The following is a 15,493-nucleotide window of genomic DNA, read 5'->3' on the forward strand; positions in this document are numbered from 1 at the left end:
CTCCATTCGACTGTTGCACCACGCACGCGATGCGGGAAACGACAGGGCAGGCCACCCGCAGCCGGTCGCCCGCAGCCGGTCGCCCGCAAACCGACACACGGGCCGCATAGCATCCACAGCCCATCGGCACACGGAGAACACGCATGAGTCTGGACTACGGTTTCGTGAAGGCGAAGGTGACATCGGTGGCGAAGCTGAAGGGCTCGCCGCACGGCAGCGAGATCCAGTATCACATCCACCTGACGCTGGCGCTGCCGGCCGGCGACTGGGATGTCGCGATCAACGTCGGCACCAGCGATGCGGACGACTTGCTGAACTACAAGCTCGTCTACGATTTCCACCATCCCGTCACGCAGACGCTTGCGGCCGCGGCGGAAGGCTACACCGACCTCACGGGGCAGGCCGCGCTGCCCGCGCTCGACTACCTGCGCAGCGACATCCTGAACGAGACGGGCGCGTGGCGCGCGAGCGCGGTGATGGACGGCACCGAGAACCCGGAGCCGATCCCGTCGCTGCTGCGGCTCGTGAGCGCCGCGCAGTCGCAGGGCCTCGACGTCGTCGTGTTCGGCCGCACCTATGCGGAAGGCAACGGCATTCACGACACGCACATGAACCAGGGTTCGACGGGCCCGAACTACCTGCATCGCGCAGGCGACGACCATAACGACCACAACGACGTCTGGCAGGACGGCGCGCTGATCGTGCGCGTGAGCGATACGCAGTGGGCCGCGTATTTCGCGGCGTTCGAACAGCAGGCCGTGCCGACCGATGCGCTCGGCAATCCGCTGCCGGACGCGGGGCCGATCACGCGTTGAGGCCGGCCGCTGTCGCGGCCGGCGGCATCACGCGGCCGGCAGCGTCTTGCCGAACGAGATGCGCTCCTCGACGCGATAGCCGAGCGCCGCATAAAAGCGGCACGCATCGTCGTTGCCGGGCAGCACCTGCAGGTTGATCTTCATGCAGCCGCGCGCGGCGAGCGTGCTTTCCGCGTGCGCGATCAGCGCACGGCCGACGCCGAGCCGCCGCGCGTCGTTCGCGACGCCGAACGAGTAGAGCCAGCCGCGATGTCCGTCGAAACCCGCCATCAACGTGCCGACGACGCGCGCGCCGCTGGTCGCGACGAAGAACAGCTCGGGCTGCGTCGCGAGCTTCAGCTCGATCGATCGCAGCGGATCGCGGTGCGGCGGCGCGCCGGCTTCGTCGTATTGCGGGAACGCGTCGCGCCATACCGCGAGCACGGCATCGGTGTCGGCGCGTTCGAACGGGCGGATCGCGACAGCATCGGCGGCGGCATCCATCGCGGCGGTCTCCTTAGAGCGTGTCGAGGATCGACCGCAGCATCGCCATCATCTGGTCGATCTCGTCGGTCGTCACGTTCAGCGCGGGCATGAAGCGCAGCAGGTTCGGCCGCGCGGCGTTCAGCAGCAGGCCGTCGGGCTGCATGTCGCGCGCCTTCTCGACGATCTGCGGGCCGATGTCCTTGCCGAGCAGCAGCGCGCGCAGCAGGCCTTCGCCGCGTTCGCCCTCGAAGCCGCGCTCCTCCGACAGCTCGAGCAGCTTGCGCTTCAGGTATTCGCCGCGTGCGCGCACGCCTTCGAGGAAGCCGGGCGCGACGAGCTGCGAGATCACCGAATAGCCGGCCGCCGTCATCAGCGGGTTACCGTTGTACGTGCCGCCCTGGTCGCCGGCCTCGAACACCGCGACGTCGGCCTTCGACAGCAGCGCAGCGAGCGGCACGCCGCTGCCGATGCCCTTGCCGAGCGTCATGACATCCGGCTCGATGTCGGCGAGCTCGTACGCGAACAGCGTACCCGCACGGCCGCAGCCGCTCTGCACTTCGTCGACGATCAGCAGCAGGTTGTGCTGCTTCGTCAGCGCGCGCAGTTCGCGCATGAACTCGCGCGTTGCCGGGATCACGCCGCCTTCGCCCTGGATCGGTTCGAGCATCACGGCGACGGTCTTGTCGGTGATCAGCTTCTCGACCGAGTTGATGTTGTTCAGTTCGGCCTTCGGGAAGCCCGGCACCTGCGGCGCGTAGATCGTGTCCCAGCCCGGCTTGCCGCTGGCCGACATCGTCGCGAGCGTGCGGCCGTGGAAGCTGTGATCGAACGTGATGATCTCGTACGCGCCGTTGCGGAACTTGCGGCCCCACTTCCGCGCGAGCTTGATCGCACCTTCGTTCGCCTCGGCGCCGCTGTTCGTGAAGAACACCTTGTCGAACACGCTGTGTTGCGTGAGCAGGCCCGCAAGCTTCGCCATCGGCTCGTTGTAGAACGCCGGCGACGGGTTCAGCAGCTTTTCGGCCTGCGTCTTCAGCGCTTCGACGACACCGTCGTTGCAGTGGCCGAGGCTATTGACGGCCCAGCCCTGGATGAAGTCCAGATAGCGCTTGCCCGTGTGATCGTAGAGCCACGAACCCTTGCCGTGCGTAAACACGATGTCGGGGCGGTTCGTGATGTACATCAGCGAGTCGATCGGGTAATCGTTCAAGGGCATGGCAGCAGACTCCAGCGGACGTTGAAAGGGAAACGGGGCAATAAAAAAGCCACGGAAGGCCGTGGCTGGTGGGTTCGAACAGCTTGTGCGTAACCGGTGAAGCAGTGTGGGGGTTACGCGCGAGTCCGTGACGAGCCTGCGGCATCCGGGCGGAGCGGCGAGCGGCGACGTCGAAGGGCGGACAGGAAGCGGTTCATGTGCGCAAGCATAAGGCATCCCGCGCCCCACTGTAAACCGCCGCGATGCCATGGATGTGACATCGCGACGCGGAGCGCGGGTGTGCCTTACTCAGACCGGATGCGCGAGATCGGCGGCGCTCGTGAACGAGTCCGCGTAGAACTCGTCGGCCGGCAGCGCGTGGTGCTGCGTGAAGTCGCGTTGCGCGGATTCGACCATCACCGGCGCGCCGCACGCGTACACCTGGTGACCCGACAGATCGGGCAGGTCCTCGATCACCGCGCGATGGACGAAGCCCGTGCGGCCCGTCCACTGGTCGCCGTCGTCGGGCTCGGAGAGCACCGGCACGTACTTGAAGTTCGGGATTTCGCTGGCCCACTGCTCGGCGAGCTCGCCGAGATAGATGTCCTTCTTGCGGCGTGCGCCCCAGTAGAGCGTCATCGGGCGCGTGATGCCCCGGTGCTTCACGTGCTCGATGATCGCCTTGATCGGCGCGAAGCCCGTGCCCGATGCAAGCAGTACGATCGGCTTGTCGGAATCCTCGCGCAGGAAGAACGTGCCGAGCGGGCCTTCGAAGCGCAGGATGTCGCGCTCCTTCATCGCGCCGAACACGTGGTCGGTGAACTTGCCGCCCGGCATGTGGCGGATGTGCAGCTCGATCGGGCCTTCCTCGTGCGGCGCGTTCGCCATCGAGTAGCTGCGGCGCGAGCCGTCCTTCAGGATGAATTCGACGTACTGGCCCGCGAGGTATTGCAGGCGCTCGTTGGCGGGCAACTGCAGCTTCACGACCATCACGTCGTCGGCCTTGCGCTCGAGCGCGGCGATCCGGCACGGCAGCTTCTTGACCTGCACGCCGTCGACGCCGGCGATTTCGCGCACGTCGATCTCGAGATCGCACTGCGCCTTCGAGCAGCACAGCAGCGCGAGGCCGCGCGTGCGCTCGTCATTGGACAGTGCCGACGCGGCATGCGGGCCCTGTTCGATCTGGCCCGACACGATCTGGCCCTTGCAGGAGCCGCACGCGCCGTTCTTGCAGCCGTACGGCAGATGGACGTTCTGGCGCAGCGCCGCCGCCAGCACGGTTTCGTCCGACTCGACCTGGAATTGCCGGCCGCTTTGCTTGAGAGTGACGTTGAATGCCATAGAACCAAACTAGAACAAAATGTGGGGACCGTGCATGTCGAGCACGGCAGCTACAATGCAAACCCGTTGCGCGTCGCGCAGCGGTGGCTACTGATTTCGCAACCAACATGATCGCGACACGAATCCTGCGCCGGCCGCGCGCACTGATCGTCGGCTGCGGCGACGTCGGCATGCGCTGCGTCGCGCAATGGCGCGACACGCGCCGCAACCTGCGGATCTTCGCGCTGACGAGCCACCCGGCCCGCCGCGACGAGCTGCGTGCCGCGGGCGCGACGCCGATCGTCGGCGACCTCGATCGCCGCGCGACGCTCGGCCGCCTCGCGGGCCTTGCCCGCACGATCCTGCATCTCGCGCCGCCGCAGTCCGACGGCCGCGACGACCGGCGCACGCGTGCGCTGATCGCCGCAACGACCGTGCCCGCGCGGCGCCCGGCGGCACCGCCGGCACCTGCGGTCGGCCGGCTCCGAACGCTGCGCGCCGCTGTCCGGCAGGCCGGCGCGCCCGTTCGGGCAGCGCGTATTGTACCCGACGGTCTTCGCGCGCCGAGGCTCGTCTATGCGAGCACGACGGGCGTATACGGCGATTGCGGCGGCGCGCGCATCGACGAAACGCACCCGCTGCGTCCCGCGAATCCGCGCGCGTTCCGGCGCGTGTCGGCCGAGCGGCAACTGCGCGCGGCGACGGTGCGCGGCGTGCTGTCCGCGCGCATCGTGCGCATTCCCGGCATCTACGCGGCGAACCGTCTGCCGGTCGCGCGGCTCGAGCGCGGCACGCCGGCGCTCGAGCCGGCCGACGACGTCTACACGAACCATATCCACGCGGACGATCTCGCGGCGATCCTGCGCCGGGCGGCCGAGCGCGGCAGGCCGGCGCGCGCCGTGCACGCGTCGGACGACAGCGAACTGCGGATGGGGGAGTATTTCGACCGGGTCGCGCAGGCGCTCGGCCTGCCGCTGCCGCCGCGCGTCAGCCGCGCGGACGCCGAGCGCCAGCTCGAACCGACGCTGCTGTCGTTCATGCGCGAGTCGCGGCGCCTGTCCAACGCACGGCTCAAGGCCGAATTGTGCGTGACGTTGCGTTATCCGACCGTAGACGATTTCCTTCAAACGCTCGCGCCGGGCAGCGCGTCAGGTCAGCGCCGGTAACGCCTCGATCAGCAGGAAGCACAGCAGCGCACCGATCAGCGCGCCGATCAGGTTCGGATGATATTTGTGCTTCATGTGCATCGCGGCCAGCAGCCCGCCGATCACGATGACACCGACGACCGCGAACGCGATCATCACGTACGACAGTTCGAAAGAATGGTTGATGTTCATGATGTCTCCCCCTGCATCGCTGCTCGTACAGCTTGTGATTCGAGTATAGCGGGGGATCGTACGGCCGAGACGCGGCCGGACACCGAACGGTCGTGCGGATTTTCCCTTACAGGGTTTTGACCGGATTGCGCAACGCTGAAAGGTCGGCGTCATCGAGCCAGCGCCACGCGCCGGGTTCGAGGTCGTCCGGCAGCGCGAAGCCGCCGATGCTTTCGCGATGCAGCAACTCGACGCGGTTGCTCGCCGCCGCGACCATGCGTTTCACCTGGTGATACTTGCCTTCGAGGACGGTCAGCGCGAGCGCGTGCGTGTCGCGCGCGTCGGCGGCGATCGCCGCGATCGGCTTCGGCTCGCCGTGGAGCTGCACGCCGGTGCGCAGCGCGTGCAGCTGCGCATCGTCGAGCGGGTGGCGCACGGTCGCGACGTAAGTCTTCGGCACCTTGCGCTTCGGCGACGTGTACGCGTGCACGAACTGGCCGTCGTCGGACAGCAGCAGCAGGCCCGTCGTGTCCTGGTCGAGACGGCCGACGCACTGCACGCCGCGCGCGACGAGCGGCGCGGGCAGCAGGCTGAACACGCTTGCATGATGTTGCGGATCGCGCGAGCACTCGTAGCCGGCCGGCTTGTTGAGCGCGAGATACGCGCGCGCGTGGAACGGCCAGGCCGTATCGTCGACCGAGAACACGAGGCCGTCGGTGTCGAACGTGGCGTCGGGGTCGGTCGCGCTGGCGCCCGCGACGGCGACGCGGCCCGCTTCGATCAGGCCGCGGCACTGGCGGCGCGAGCCGAAGCCCTGGGTGTAGAGAATGCTTTCGAGATCCATAGCGCGCGCATTCTATCAAGCGGCGCGCGGTCGGCATGAATACGCTGCGCTGGTAAGCTGCCGAAACGCGCCGCGCCGCGCTCGTTCATTTTTCACGGAAGGACCATGCACTTCGATTCGTTCCCGTTCGGCCGCAAGGCTGCCGCCGTCATCGTTGCTGCGACCGTTTCGTCGGCCGCGTTCGCGCATGCGCATCTCGCGAAGAGCGATCCGGCGGCGGGCGCGGCGCTGGCCGCCGCACCGGCCGCCGTCACGATCGATTTCACCGAGCCGCTGGAGCCGGCGTTCAGCTCGATCGTCGTCGTCGACGGCGACGGCAAGACGGTGTCGAACGGCAGCGCGCGCATCGATGCGTCGAACCGCAAGCGGATGACGGTGCCGCTCACGGCGATCGGCACGGGCGCCTATACGGTGAAATGGGTGGCCGTCGCGACCGACGGACACCGCACGCAAGGTGCGTACGGCTTCGGCGTGAAGTGACGCAACAGCGGAGGCAGGCCCGTGCCAGGGTTGCCGCCGCTCTTATCCGACAGGGAGTTTCCCGCGTGAATCCGACGACGCTCGATGCACTCGCCGATTTCCCCCGTCTGCTCGAAGCCCATTTCGCGGCCGTGCCCGACGGCTACGCGCGCTGGACGCCCGACGACTGGGCCGGGATCCCGAGCGAGCACTTCTCGCCGCTCGGGCAGCTCTGCCATGTGCGCGACATCGAGATTGACGGTTATCACGTGCGGCTGCGGCGGATGCTCGACGAAGATCGGCCGCTGCTCGTGTCGATCGACGGTGATGCGCTCGCGATCGAGCGCCGCTACAACGATGCCTATGCGTCCGACGTGCTCGCGGCGATCCGCGAAGCGCGACGCGAGACGCTGGACCTCGTGTCGCGCCTCACGCCCGAACAGTTCGAGCGTATCGGCGAGTTCGACGGCTACGGGTCGCTGACCGTGCGCGGGCTCGTCCATTACCTGTGCAGCCACGACCAGCAGCATCTGGCCGGCATGCAGTGGCTGCTCGGCAAGATCGACGCGGCGCTGTACGCACGCTGAACCGGCCGGCGCTCGCGCCGCCGCGAGCGGATTCCGGCGCCGCCGTCGGTGCGGCAGAGCACACCGCGACGTTCCGATTGGATCGATTTTCTGGATAATTCATCCAGCCGCGGCCGGCTGACCTGCGCGTCCCGCGTGCCTACACTCCTAGCTTCGTTCAACGGAAAAAGGAGTCAACCGTGGCTACTCACACGCTCGCAGACAAGGTCGTCCTGATCGCAGGCGGCGCAAAGAATCTCGGCGGCCTGATCGCGCGGGACCTGGCGGGCCACGGCGCGAAGGCGGTGGCGATTCACTACAACAGCGCGGCGTCGCAGGCGCAGGCCGAGGAGACGGCCGCCGCGGTGCGCGCGGCCGGCGCCGAAGCCGCGACGTTCCAGGCCGACCTGACGACGGCCGCCGCGGTCGAGAAGCTGTTCGACGATGCGAAGCAGCGCTTCGGCAAGATCGACATCGCGATCAATACGGTCGGCAAGGTGCTGAAGAAGCCGTTCACCGAGATCAGCGAAGCCGAGTACGACGAGATGTTCGCGGTCAACAGCAAGTCGGCGTTCTTCTTCATCAAGGAAGCGGGGCGGCACCTCGAGGATCACGGCAAGCTCGTCACGCTCGTGACGTCGCTGCTCGGCGCGTTCACGCCGTTCTATGCGGCGTACGAAGGGTCGAAGGCGCCGGTCGAGCACTTCACGCGCGCGGCGTCGAAGGAGTACGGCGCACGCGGGATCTCGGTGACGGCCGTCGGGCCCGGCCCGATGGACACGCCGTTCTTCTATCCGGCCGAGGGCGCCGATGCGGTCGCGTATCACAAGACGGCGGCCGCGCTGTCGCCGTTCAGCAAGACGGGCCTGACCGACATCGAGGACGTCGTGCCGTTCATCCGCCATCTGGTGACCGACGGCTGGTGGATCACGGGCCAGACGATCCTGATCAACGGCGGCTATACGACCAAGTAACCAACCAGACAGCCGATCACATACCGGGCCGCGCCGGCCGCTTCCGGCGCGCGGCGCACCGTGCACCGCAATGTGCCGATTGCGTGGACAATGGACGGGCGCGCAGCCGCGAGGCCGCGCGCCCGTTTTCTCTGTGCCGCCGGACCCTGCCGCGATGCGCGACGGCTGCCGGCGACGGCCGTCCGAACCCATGTTCCCCGCCAATGGACAAGCTGGATCAGGTCAGAATCTTCCTGCAGGTTGCCGAGATGGGCAGCTTCATCAAGGCCGCGCATGCGCTCGACGTGCCGCGCGCGACCGTGTCGGCGGCCGTCCAGCAGCTCGAGGCGGGGCTCGGCACGCGCCTCTTGCACCGCACGACGCGTCAGGTGCAGCTGACCGCCGACGGCGCGCTGCTGCTCGAACGCGGCCGGCGCCTGCTCGCCGAGGCCGACGAACTCGACCGACTGTTCCGCCGCCGCGACCGCGACGTGGTCGGGCGGTTGAACGTCGACGTGCCTAGCCGGATCGCGCGCCGCGTGGTCGCGCCCGCGCTGCCGTCGCTGTTTCGCCGCTACCCGAAGCTGCAACTGTCGCTCGGCTCGACGGACCGCTCGATCGACCTCGTACAGGAGGGCGTCGACTGCGCGATCCGCGTCGGGCGGCTTGCCGACAGCAGCCTCGTCGTGCGGCCGCTCGGGCAGTTCACGCTGATCAACTGCGCGAGCCCCGACTATCTGCGCGAATGCGGCGTGCCCGAGCATCCGGATGCGCTCGCGCACGGGCACTGGGCGATCGGCTATGCGTCGCCGACGACGGGGCGCGAGCTCGGCTGGGAATACTGCGTGGACGGCGAGCGGCACACGCTGACGCTGCCGAGCCGCGTGATCGTCAACAACGCCGAAACCTATATCGCCGGCTGCATCGCCGGGATGGGGCTGATCCAGATTCCGCGGTTCGACGTCGAGCATCTGCTCGACAGCGGCGCGCTCGTCGACGTGATGCCCGGCCACCGCGCCGAGCCGATGGACGTGTCGGCCGTGTATCCGCACCGGCGGCACCGGTCGCGCCGGCTCAACGCGTTCGTGGATTGGTTTGGGGAGCTGATGGCGGATGCGTTGACAGGGGCGGCGGCCGGGAAGGGCGCGGAAGGCGATTGACCGGGGCGGCCGGTTTGCGTCGTGCGCCGTCGCGCGTGTTTCAGTCGGCCGGCGCTGTGAACCGCCGGTTGCGCCCGACTTCCCGCACCGCTTCGATCAGTGCCGCGCCGGCGCCGTCCGGCTTCGACGCGAACGCATAAAAACGCGCGGCCGGCAGCGCGGGCAGGCCGTCCTGCGGCCCGCACGCGCGCAGCCCGTCGCGCAGCTGGCTGCGCGCCAGCGCGGTGACCGCGAAGCCCGCGAGCGCGGCCGACACGCAGCCGGCCATGCTGCTGCTCTCGAACAGCACGCGAAACGGCCGCAGCGCGGCGGCGAGCGCCGATACGACGGCTTCACGATAGACGCACGGTTCCGGAAACAGCGCGAGCGGCACTTCGCCGCCGGCGTCGAGCGTGCGGTCAGACGCGAATGCCCATACGAGCGGTTCTTCCCACAGCAGTTCGCCCGACGCGTCGACCTGTCGGCACTGCTTGCCGAACACGACATCGAGCCGGCCGAGCGCCTGCTCGCGCAGCAGCGACGCGGTGATCCCGACCTTCAGCTCGATCACCGTACGCGGATGGCGGTCGCGGAACGTGCGCAGCACGTGAGGCAGCCACGCACCCGCGAAATCCTCCGATGCACCGACGCGCAGCCGCCCGTGCGCCGGCGCGCCGCGCAGCCTCGCGCGCACTTCGCGCTCCATGTCGACGATGTTGCGCGCGTACGTGTACAGCGTGTCGCCCGCCGGCGTGAGCGCGATGCGGCGCGTCGTGCGCGCGAGCAGCACGGTGCCGGCCGCCTGCTCGAGCCGCTTGATATGGCCGCTGACGGCCGACGGCGTCAGCGCGAGGCGTTCTGCTGCCGGCGCGAACCCGCGGCTGTCGACGACTTCGAGGAAGGTGCGCAGCAGCGCGATGTCGAGCGAGGTCGACGCGGGATCGGTCAGCGGTTCCATGGGTCAATTCAACGCGATATTCGATGAATGAATCATGATACTCCGTGAATCGTGATGAAAGGCCGGCCTACCATCGTCTGCTCAAGTTGACCCGACGGAGAACACGATGACTGCCTATGCGCATGCGACGACCGCGTCGCTCGATATCGCCTATCTCGAATGGAACCCGCGCGGCGAGCGCGTGGCCGTGCTGCTGCACGGCTGGCCGGACAGCCCGGTCGGCTGGGAGCCCGTGGCGGCGGCGCTTGCCGCGCGCGGCTACCGCGTACTCGCGCCCGCGCTGCGCGGCTTTGCGCCGACGCGCTTTCGCGACGCATCCGTGCCGCGCAGCGGCGAGCTCGCGGCGCTCGGGCGTGACCTGCTCGAATTCGTCGATGTGCTCGGCGTCGAGCGGCCCGTGCTGGTCGGGCACGACTGGGGCGCCCGCGCGGTCGCGAACGCGTGCGGGCTGTGCGACGGCGTCTCATCGCATCTGGTGATGCTGTCGGTCGGGTACGGCACCAACGATCCCGGTCAGCCGCTGTCGCTGCAGCAGGCGCGCAACTACTGGTATCACTGGTTCATGGCGACGCCGCGCGGCGAGCAGGCGCTGCGCGACGATCGCCGTGCGTTTGCTCGCGTGATGTGGGACACGTGGTCGCCGCCCGGCTGGTATCGCGACGGCGATTTCGATGCGGCCGCCGCCGCGTTCGACGGGCCCGACTGGATCGACGTCGTGCTGCATTCGTACCGGCATCGCTGGGGGTTCGCGCCGGGCGCGCCGGCCTATGCCGACGACAATGCGCGGCTGAATCCGGCACCCGTGCTGTCGGTGCCGACGCTCGTGCTGCACGGCGGCGCGGATACCTGCAATCATCCGGACAGCTCGGCTGGGCGCGAACGGTTCTTCACCGGGCGCTACGCGCGGCAGGTGCTGGACGGCGTGGGGCATTTTCCGCAGCGCGAGGCGCCGGCGGCAGTCGCCGACGCGATCCTCGGGTTCTGCGAGCGCGACTGACGCGCGTCGGCCGGCCCGACGCGCAGGGAATCAACCGCCGACGCGGGGCGCGAGCAGGTCGGCGAGGCCGATGTTCCGGAACATCTCGCGGCGGATGCGATCGCCGACGCGGAACACTTCCTCTGCGCCGTCCTGCGACGGATCGACGAACACGCGATACGGGCGCTTGCCGGCCGGCGCGGCGACGAGGTCGGCGATCGCCGTCGCGACGGCACCGGCATCGGCGTCCGCGGGTTCGAGCGCGGCGAGGCCCTGCAGCGCCTGCTCGGCGACGCCCGCGTACGGCCCGCTGTCGTAGGCCGCCTGCACGACGGTATCGGCCGGCTTGCCCGCGTGGACGAAGTGATTCGTGCCCCGGGTGAACGCGCCCGGCACGACGATCGACGTTTCGATGCCCCAGCGGGCGAGCTCGGCCGCATACGACACCGCGAGCGAATCCATCGCGGCCTTCGCGGCGAAGTAGGGCGCGAGGAACGGCGGCGTGCCGCCGCGCGCCGACGAGGACGACACCCACACCAGCAGGCCGCGCCCCTGGCGGCGCAGGTGCGGTAGCGCCGCCCGGTTCACGCGCTGGGTCGACACGACGTTGATGTCGTAGAGCTGCGCCAGCTGTTCGGGCGTGAACGCCTCGGCCGGGCCGAACACCATGTGGCCGGCGTTGTGGACGACGATGTCGAGGCGGCCGTTGTCGGCGATCACGCGGTCGATTGCGGCGTCGACGGACGCGTCGTCGCCGACGTCGAGTTCGACGGTGCGCAGGTCGACATCGTGTTCCCGCGCATAGGCGGCGATGGTTGCGACGCGCGGCGCGTTGCGGCCGGCGCTTTCGCGCATCGACGCGTAGACCGTATGGCCGGCACGGGCGAGTGCCTGGGCGGTCAGCAGGCCGAAGCCGCTGGACGCACCGGTGACGAGAATGACTTCCTTCATGATCGATCTCCTGCAAGTGTGACGGAGCGGGCGCGGCGTGCGGTTCGTCAGCACATGCCGCCGTTGGCACGCAGGACCTGGCCGTTGACCCACGCGCCGTCGGGGCCGGCGAGGAACGCGACGACGCCGGCGATGTCCGCGGGCTGGCCGAGCCGTTCCAGCGGATTCATCTTCGCCATCCGGTCGACGAGTTCGGGGCTCTTGCCCTGCAGGAACAGCTCGGTCGCGACCGGCCCCGGCGCGACCGCATTCACGCTGATGCCGCGGCCGCGCATCTCCTGCGCGAGAACCTGCGTCAGGCCCTCGACGGCCGCCTTGGTCGCGATGTACACGCCGTAGGTCGGCAGGCGCATGCCGATCACGCTCGACGACAGGTTGACGATGCGGCCGCCGTCGCGCAGGCGTTTCGCCGCCTCGCGGCTGACGTTGAATGCGCCCTTCAGGTTGATCGCGACGATCTGGTCGAAGTCCGCGTCGTCGACGTCGGCGATCGCGGCGAGCTTCATCACGCCCGCGCTGTTGACGACCACGTCGACGCGGCCGAACGCGCGCTCGGCCGTGTCGAACAGCGCGGCGGGCGCCGCCGGGGCGGCGACGTCCGCCTGCACCGCGACGGCTTCGCCGCCGTCGGCGACGATCGCGTCGACCACTTCCTGCGCGGGGCCGGCGCTGCCGGCATAGTTCACGACGACCCTGAAACCGTCCCGGGCGAGACGGCGGGCGATTTCCGCGCCGATGCCGCGCGAAGAACCCGTGACGAGGGCGACCTTTTCCGATGTGCTCATGTCCTTGCTCCTTGGTTCGTGAGTGCCGTACGAGCCGGCGACAGGACTAATGTAGGCTTCCTCGATCAATAAAAATAATGAATAATGATCAGATCAAGAATGACTAAAAGTATGTCTCATGGCATTCGACAGCAGGCTCCTGAGCGGTATCGGCGTGCTCTCGGCGGTGATCGAGGCCGGCACCTTCGCGCGCGCGGGCGAGGCGATGGGGCTGACGCAGCCGGCCGTGAGCCGCGCCGTCGCGCGGCTGGAAGAGCGCGTCGGCATCCGGATCTTCAACCGGACGGCGCGCGCGATCACGCTGACCGACGAAGGGCGGCGCTTTTACGAGGCGGTCGCGCCGCTGCTGGCCGGCATCGAGGAGGCGGCGGTCGACGCCGGCCGTTCCAGGGCGCGCGTCAGGGGGCGGCTGCGGGTCAACGTGGACGGTACGTTCGGCCACTACGTGCTGGCGCCGCGGATGGCGGAATTCCTCGACCGCTTCCCTGAACTGTCCGTCGAGATCAGCGTGCGCGACCGGATGGGCGATCTCGTCGCCGACGGCTTCGACGTGGCGGTGCGCTTCGGCATTCCGGAGCCGTCGTCATACCGCGCGCGGCTGCTGCTCGAGACGCGCGTGCTCACCTGCGCGTCGGCGGCCTATGTCGCGCGTCACGGCGAACCGCGGCATCCGCACGATCTCGCGGACGGGCATCGTTGCGTGCTGATCCGCGATCCGGTAACGGGGCGGCCGTTCGAATGGGTCTTCCATCGCGGCAACGAGGTGGTGCCGTTCGATGCGGGCGGCCGGCTGATGGTCAACGACACGGGCGCGCTGCTCGGCGCCTGCCTCGGCGGCGCGGGCGTCGCGCAGCTGCTGGAACTCTACGCGCGGGACATCCTCGCCGACGGGCGGCTGGTCCTGCTGCTGCCGGAATGGGCGGACGAGACGTTCCCGCTTTATGCGTATCACCACGCGTCGAACCTCGTCTCCGCGAAGGTGCGGGTGTTTCTCGACTTCGTCCGCGAGCTGATGGCCTGAGGTTGCGCGGCGACGAAAGGCGGCCGGGCGGCCGTCGGGTCATTCGGTGCGATGGGGGACGTTGTCCGGGAACGGATAGGGCGCATGCGGTCCCGGCCAGTCGGGCACGGGCGGCGCGCTCAACACGTCGCATCCGCCCAGCATGAGCGACAGAACCGCGGCGAGCACGCCGCGGCAAATCGGGCTTGAAATGGCGCGCGTGCACATGGCCGGCCTCCGTGCTGCATTCCCTGATGCTTGGACTGCCGGGCGAGGTCACGCGTTGCGGTGCAGGTTGCGCGCGGCGAAAAACAAAAAACCCGCGAAGCTGTGAGCTTGCGCGGGTTTCGACAGGTGCAGCGCGTGGCGCTGCGAAATGCTGGTGCCCAGGGCCGGAATCGAACCGGCACGCCTTGCGGCGGGGGATTTTGAGTCCCCTGCGTCTACCAATTTCACCACCTGGGCTTGTTCCTGGCCGCGCATGCGATTGTGCGCGGCGAAACGCGAATTATGGCGGAAAACCGGGCACCGGGCAAGCAGCCCGGCGACCGGCCGCGTACTACTGGCTCAGGTACACGAACTGGCCATGTTTGATGATCCCCATCACGCTCGCGCGCTGGTCGAGCCCGACATGATCCTTGTCGCTGGTGTTGACGACCCCGTTCGGCACGATGAGCTCATGCGCGCGTTCGAGTTCGCGGCGCAGCGCCGCGCGGAACGCCGGCGTGCCGGGCTGCGCGCTCTTCAGTGCGCGGCCGACCGCGTCGGCGAGGCGCGGGTAGACGCCAGCCGCGTCGCCCGCGAACTGCGTGACCGTGCCTGCGCCGTACTTCGCCTCGTACGCGTCGACGAACGCGAGCGCGGCCTTGCGCGCCGGATGGTCGGCCGGCAGCGTGCGCGCGACGACGACCGGCTGGGTCGGGAACAGCGTCCCGTCGACGTCCTTGCCGCCGAGCTTGATGAATTCCGGCGTCGCGATCCCGTGGGTCTGATAGATCGCGCCCTTGTAGCCCCGCTCGATCAGCGTGCGCTGCGGCAGCACGGCCGGCGTGCCCGAGCCCGCGATCAGGATCGCATCGGGTTTCGCCGCGATCAGCTTCAGCGCCTGGCCCGTGACGCTCGCATCGGTGCGGTTGAAGCGCTCGGTCGCGACGACGCGGATCTTGCGCAGGTCGGCGAAGCGCGTGAACTCGTTCAGCCAGCTGTCGCCGTAGCTGTCCGCGAAGCCGATGAAGCCGACCGTCTTCACGCCGCGGTTCGACATGGCGCGTGTCATCACGTCGGCCATCGCGCGGTCGCTCTGCGCCATCTTGAACGCCCAGGTCCGCGCGCCTTCCTGCGGCTCGACGATCGCGCCGGAGCCGACCAGCGTGACCATCGGCGTCTGCCCGGCGGCCACCGCGTCGAGCGCCGCGAGTGCGGCCGGCGTGATGTTCGGCCCGACCACGACGTCGACGTGATCCTCGTCGACCAGCTTGCGGATGTTGCGCACCGCGGTGCCCGGGTCGGACGCGTCGTCGAGCACCGTTACCTGCACCGGCTGCCCGGCGATCGTCTTCGGCCACATCAGGATGGCGTTCTTGCTCGTGATGCCGATCGCGGCGGCAGGGCCGGTCGACGACAGGTCGACGCCGACCTTCAGGTCGGCCTGCGCGGCCGCGCAGGCCAGCACGAGGGCGGCGCCGGCGGCGCGGCGCAGCAGGGCGGAAAGCGTCATGCGGGAATCTCCGTCGGGCAGCAAAAAGGGGCGC

Annotated in this window: 18 protein-coding genes and 1 tRNA gene; 8 read left to right on the top strand and 11 right to left on the bottom strand. The window is 69.0% G+C overall.

Annotated features, from left to right (window positions below; all coding sequences use genetic code 11):
* Positions 1 to 143: 143 nt before the first annotated feature.
* On the top strand, positions 144 to 815 hold the full coding sequence (locus KVT39_RS19810) for a DUF2278 family protein (RefSeq protein ID WP_034178804.1): 672 nt from the start codon (positions 144 to 146) through the stop codon (positions 813 to 815).
* Between the two features lie 27 nt (positions 816 to 842).
* Here KVT39_RS19810 and KVT39_RS19815 read toward each other — a convergent pair whose 3' ends face one another.
* The 3 genes from KVT39_RS19815 to KVT39_RS19825 form a co-directional block, all read right to left on the bottom strand.
* Positions 843 to 1,298, bottom strand: coding sequence for a GNAT family acetyltransferase (locus KVT39_RS19815; RefSeq protein ID WP_217590030.1), 456 nt, complete (start codon positions 1,296 to 1,298; stop codon positions 843 to 845).
* A gap of 13 nt (positions 1,299 to 1,311) precedes the next feature.
* Entirely contained in the window at positions 1,312 to 2,496 is a 1,185-nt protein-coding gene (locus tag KVT39_RS19820) for an acetylornithine transaminase (RefSeq protein ID WP_034178802.1), read from the bottom strand.
* A gap of 288 nt (positions 2,497 to 2,784) precedes the next feature.
* Complete coding sequence (locus tag KVT39_RS19825) at positions 2,785 to 3,816, bottom strand: CDP-6-deoxy-delta-3,4-glucoseen reductase (RefSeq protein WP_034178801.1); 1,032 nt, start codon at positions 3,814 to 3,816, stop codon at positions 2,785 to 2,787.
* Positions 3,817 to 3,923: 107 nt separating this feature from the next.
* On the opposite strand from KVT39_RS19825, the gene KVT39_RS19830 reads away from it, so the two are divergent.
* Entirely contained in the window at positions 3,924 to 4,961 is a 1,038-nt protein-coding gene (locus tag KVT39_RS19830) for an NAD-dependent epimerase/dehydratase family protein (RefSeq protein WP_217590031.1), read from the top strand.
* Here the strand turns inward: KVT39_RS19830 and KVT39_RS19835 are convergent.
* Together KVT39_RS19835 and KVT39_RS19840 are read right to left on the bottom strand one after the other, a co-directional pair.
* Positions 4,944 to 5,132 (bottom strand): hypothetical protein, encoded by a 189-nt coding sequence (locus tag KVT39_RS19835; RefSeq protein ID WP_034178799.1) that lies wholly within the window; start codon positions 5,130 to 5,132, stop codon positions 4,944 to 4,946. The genes KVT39_RS19830 and KVT39_RS19835 overlap by 18 nt on opposite strands.
* Positions 5,133 to 5,238: 106 nt before the next feature.
* Positions 5,239 to 5,955 (bottom strand): pseudouridine synthase, encoded by a 717-nt coding sequence (locus KVT39_RS19840; RefSeq protein WP_034178798.1) that lies wholly within the window; start codon positions 5,953 to 5,955, stop codon positions 5,239 to 5,241.
* 105 nt (positions 5,956 to 6,060) lie between these two features.
* Between KVT39_RS19840 and copC the strand changes: the two genes are divergently transcribed.
* The 4 genes from copC to KVT39_RS19860 all read left to right on the top strand — a co-directional run bounded on the left by copC (position 6,061) and on the right by KVT39_RS19860 (position 9,093).
* The gene (gene copC, locus KVT39_RS19845; RefSeq protein WP_034178797.1) at positions 6,061 to 6,435 is read left to right on the top strand and encodes a copper homeostasis periplasmic binding protein CopC; all 375 of its coding nucleotides are present in this window, start codon (positions 6,061 to 6,063) and stop codon (positions 6,433 to 6,435) included.
* A 65-nt stretch (positions 6,436 to 6,500) separates the two neighbouring features.
* Positions 6,501 to 7,001: a DinB family protein gene (locus KVT39_RS19850; protein WP_034178796.1), complete on the top strand. Its 501-nt coding sequence runs from the start codon at positions 6,501 to 6,503 to the stop codon at positions 6,999 to 7,001.
* A 179-nt stretch (positions 7,002 to 7,180) separates the two neighbouring features.
* On the top strand, positions 7,181 to 7,954 hold the full coding sequence (locus KVT39_RS19855) for an SDR family oxidoreductase (RefSeq protein WP_006478064.1): 774 nt from the start codon (positions 7,181 to 7,183) through the stop codon (positions 7,952 to 7,954).
* A 203-nt stretch (positions 7,955 to 8,157) separates the two neighbouring features.
* Positions 8,158 to 9,093, top strand: a complete 936-nt coding sequence (locus KVT39_RS19860) for a LysR family transcriptional regulator (RefSeq protein ID WP_034178795.1) — start codon at positions 8,158 to 8,160, stop codon at positions 9,091 to 9,093.
* A gap of 40 nt (positions 9,094 to 9,133) precedes the next feature.
* Here the strand turns inward: KVT39_RS19860 and KVT39_RS19865 are convergent, their stop codons facing one another.
* Positions 9,134 to 10,030, bottom strand: a complete 897-nt coding sequence (locus KVT39_RS19865) for a LysR family transcriptional regulator (protein ID WP_217590032.1) — start codon at positions 10,028 to 10,030, stop codon at positions 9,134 to 9,136.
* Positions 10,031 to 10,136: 106 nt separating this feature from the next.
* Between KVT39_RS19865 and KVT39_RS19870 the strand changes: the two genes are divergently transcribed.
* Entirely contained in the window at positions 10,137 to 11,027 is an 891-nt protein-coding gene (locus tag KVT39_RS19870) for an alpha/beta fold hydrolase (protein WP_034178793.1), read from the top strand.
* A 30-nt stretch (positions 11,028 to 11,057) separates the two neighbouring features.
* Here KVT39_RS19870 and KVT39_RS19875 read toward each other — a convergent pair whose 3' ends face one another.
* Together KVT39_RS19875 and KVT39_RS19880 are read right to left on the bottom strand one after the other, a co-directional pair.
* Entirely contained in the window at positions 11,058 to 11,957 is a 900-nt protein-coding gene (locus tag KVT39_RS19875; protein ID WP_034178792.1) for an SDR family oxidoreductase, read from the bottom strand.
* A gap of 47 nt (positions 11,958 to 12,004) precedes the next feature.
* Positions 12,005 to 12,742, bottom strand: coding sequence for an SDR family oxidoreductase (locus tag KVT39_RS19880; RefSeq protein ID WP_217590033.1), 738 nt, complete (start codon positions 12,740 to 12,742; stop codon positions 12,005 to 12,007).
* 118 nt (positions 12,743 to 12,860) lie between these two features.
* Between KVT39_RS19880 and KVT39_RS19885 the strand changes: the two genes are divergently transcribed.
* A complete protein-coding gene (locus KVT39_RS19885) occupies positions 12,861 to 13,763 on the top strand; it encodes a LysR family transcriptional regulator (protein ID WP_217590034.1) in 903 nt (300 codons plus the stop codon).
* Between the two features lie 39 nt (positions 13,764 to 13,802).
* Here KVT39_RS19885 and KVT39_RS19890 read toward each other — a convergent pair whose 3' ends face one another.
* The 3 genes from KVT39_RS19890 to KVT39_RS19900 form a co-directional block, all read right to left on the bottom strand.
* Positions 13,803 to 13,970 (bottom strand): hypothetical protein, encoded by a 168-nt coding sequence (locus KVT39_RS19890; RefSeq protein WP_217590035.1) that lies wholly within the window; start codon positions 13,968 to 13,970, stop codon positions 13,803 to 13,805.
* A gap of 152 nt (positions 13,971 to 14,122) precedes the next feature.
* A tRNA-Leu gene (locus KVT39_RS19895) sits at positions 14,123 to 14,207 on the bottom strand.
* A gap of 94 nt (positions 14,208 to 14,301) precedes the next feature.
* A complete protein-coding gene (locus KVT39_RS19900) occupies positions 14,302 to 15,459 on the bottom strand; it encodes an ABC transporter substrate-binding protein (protein ID WP_034178789.1) in 1,158 nt (385 codons plus the stop codon).
* Between the last annotated feature and the right edge of the window lie 34 nt (positions 15,460 to 15,493).

It is taken from the genome of Burkholderia sp. GbtcB21 (assembly GCF_019091065.1).
Taxonomy (GTDB): domain Bacteria; phylum Pseudomonadota; class Gammaproteobacteria; order Burkholderiales; family Burkholderiaceae; genus Burkholderia; species Burkholderia pyrrocinia_C.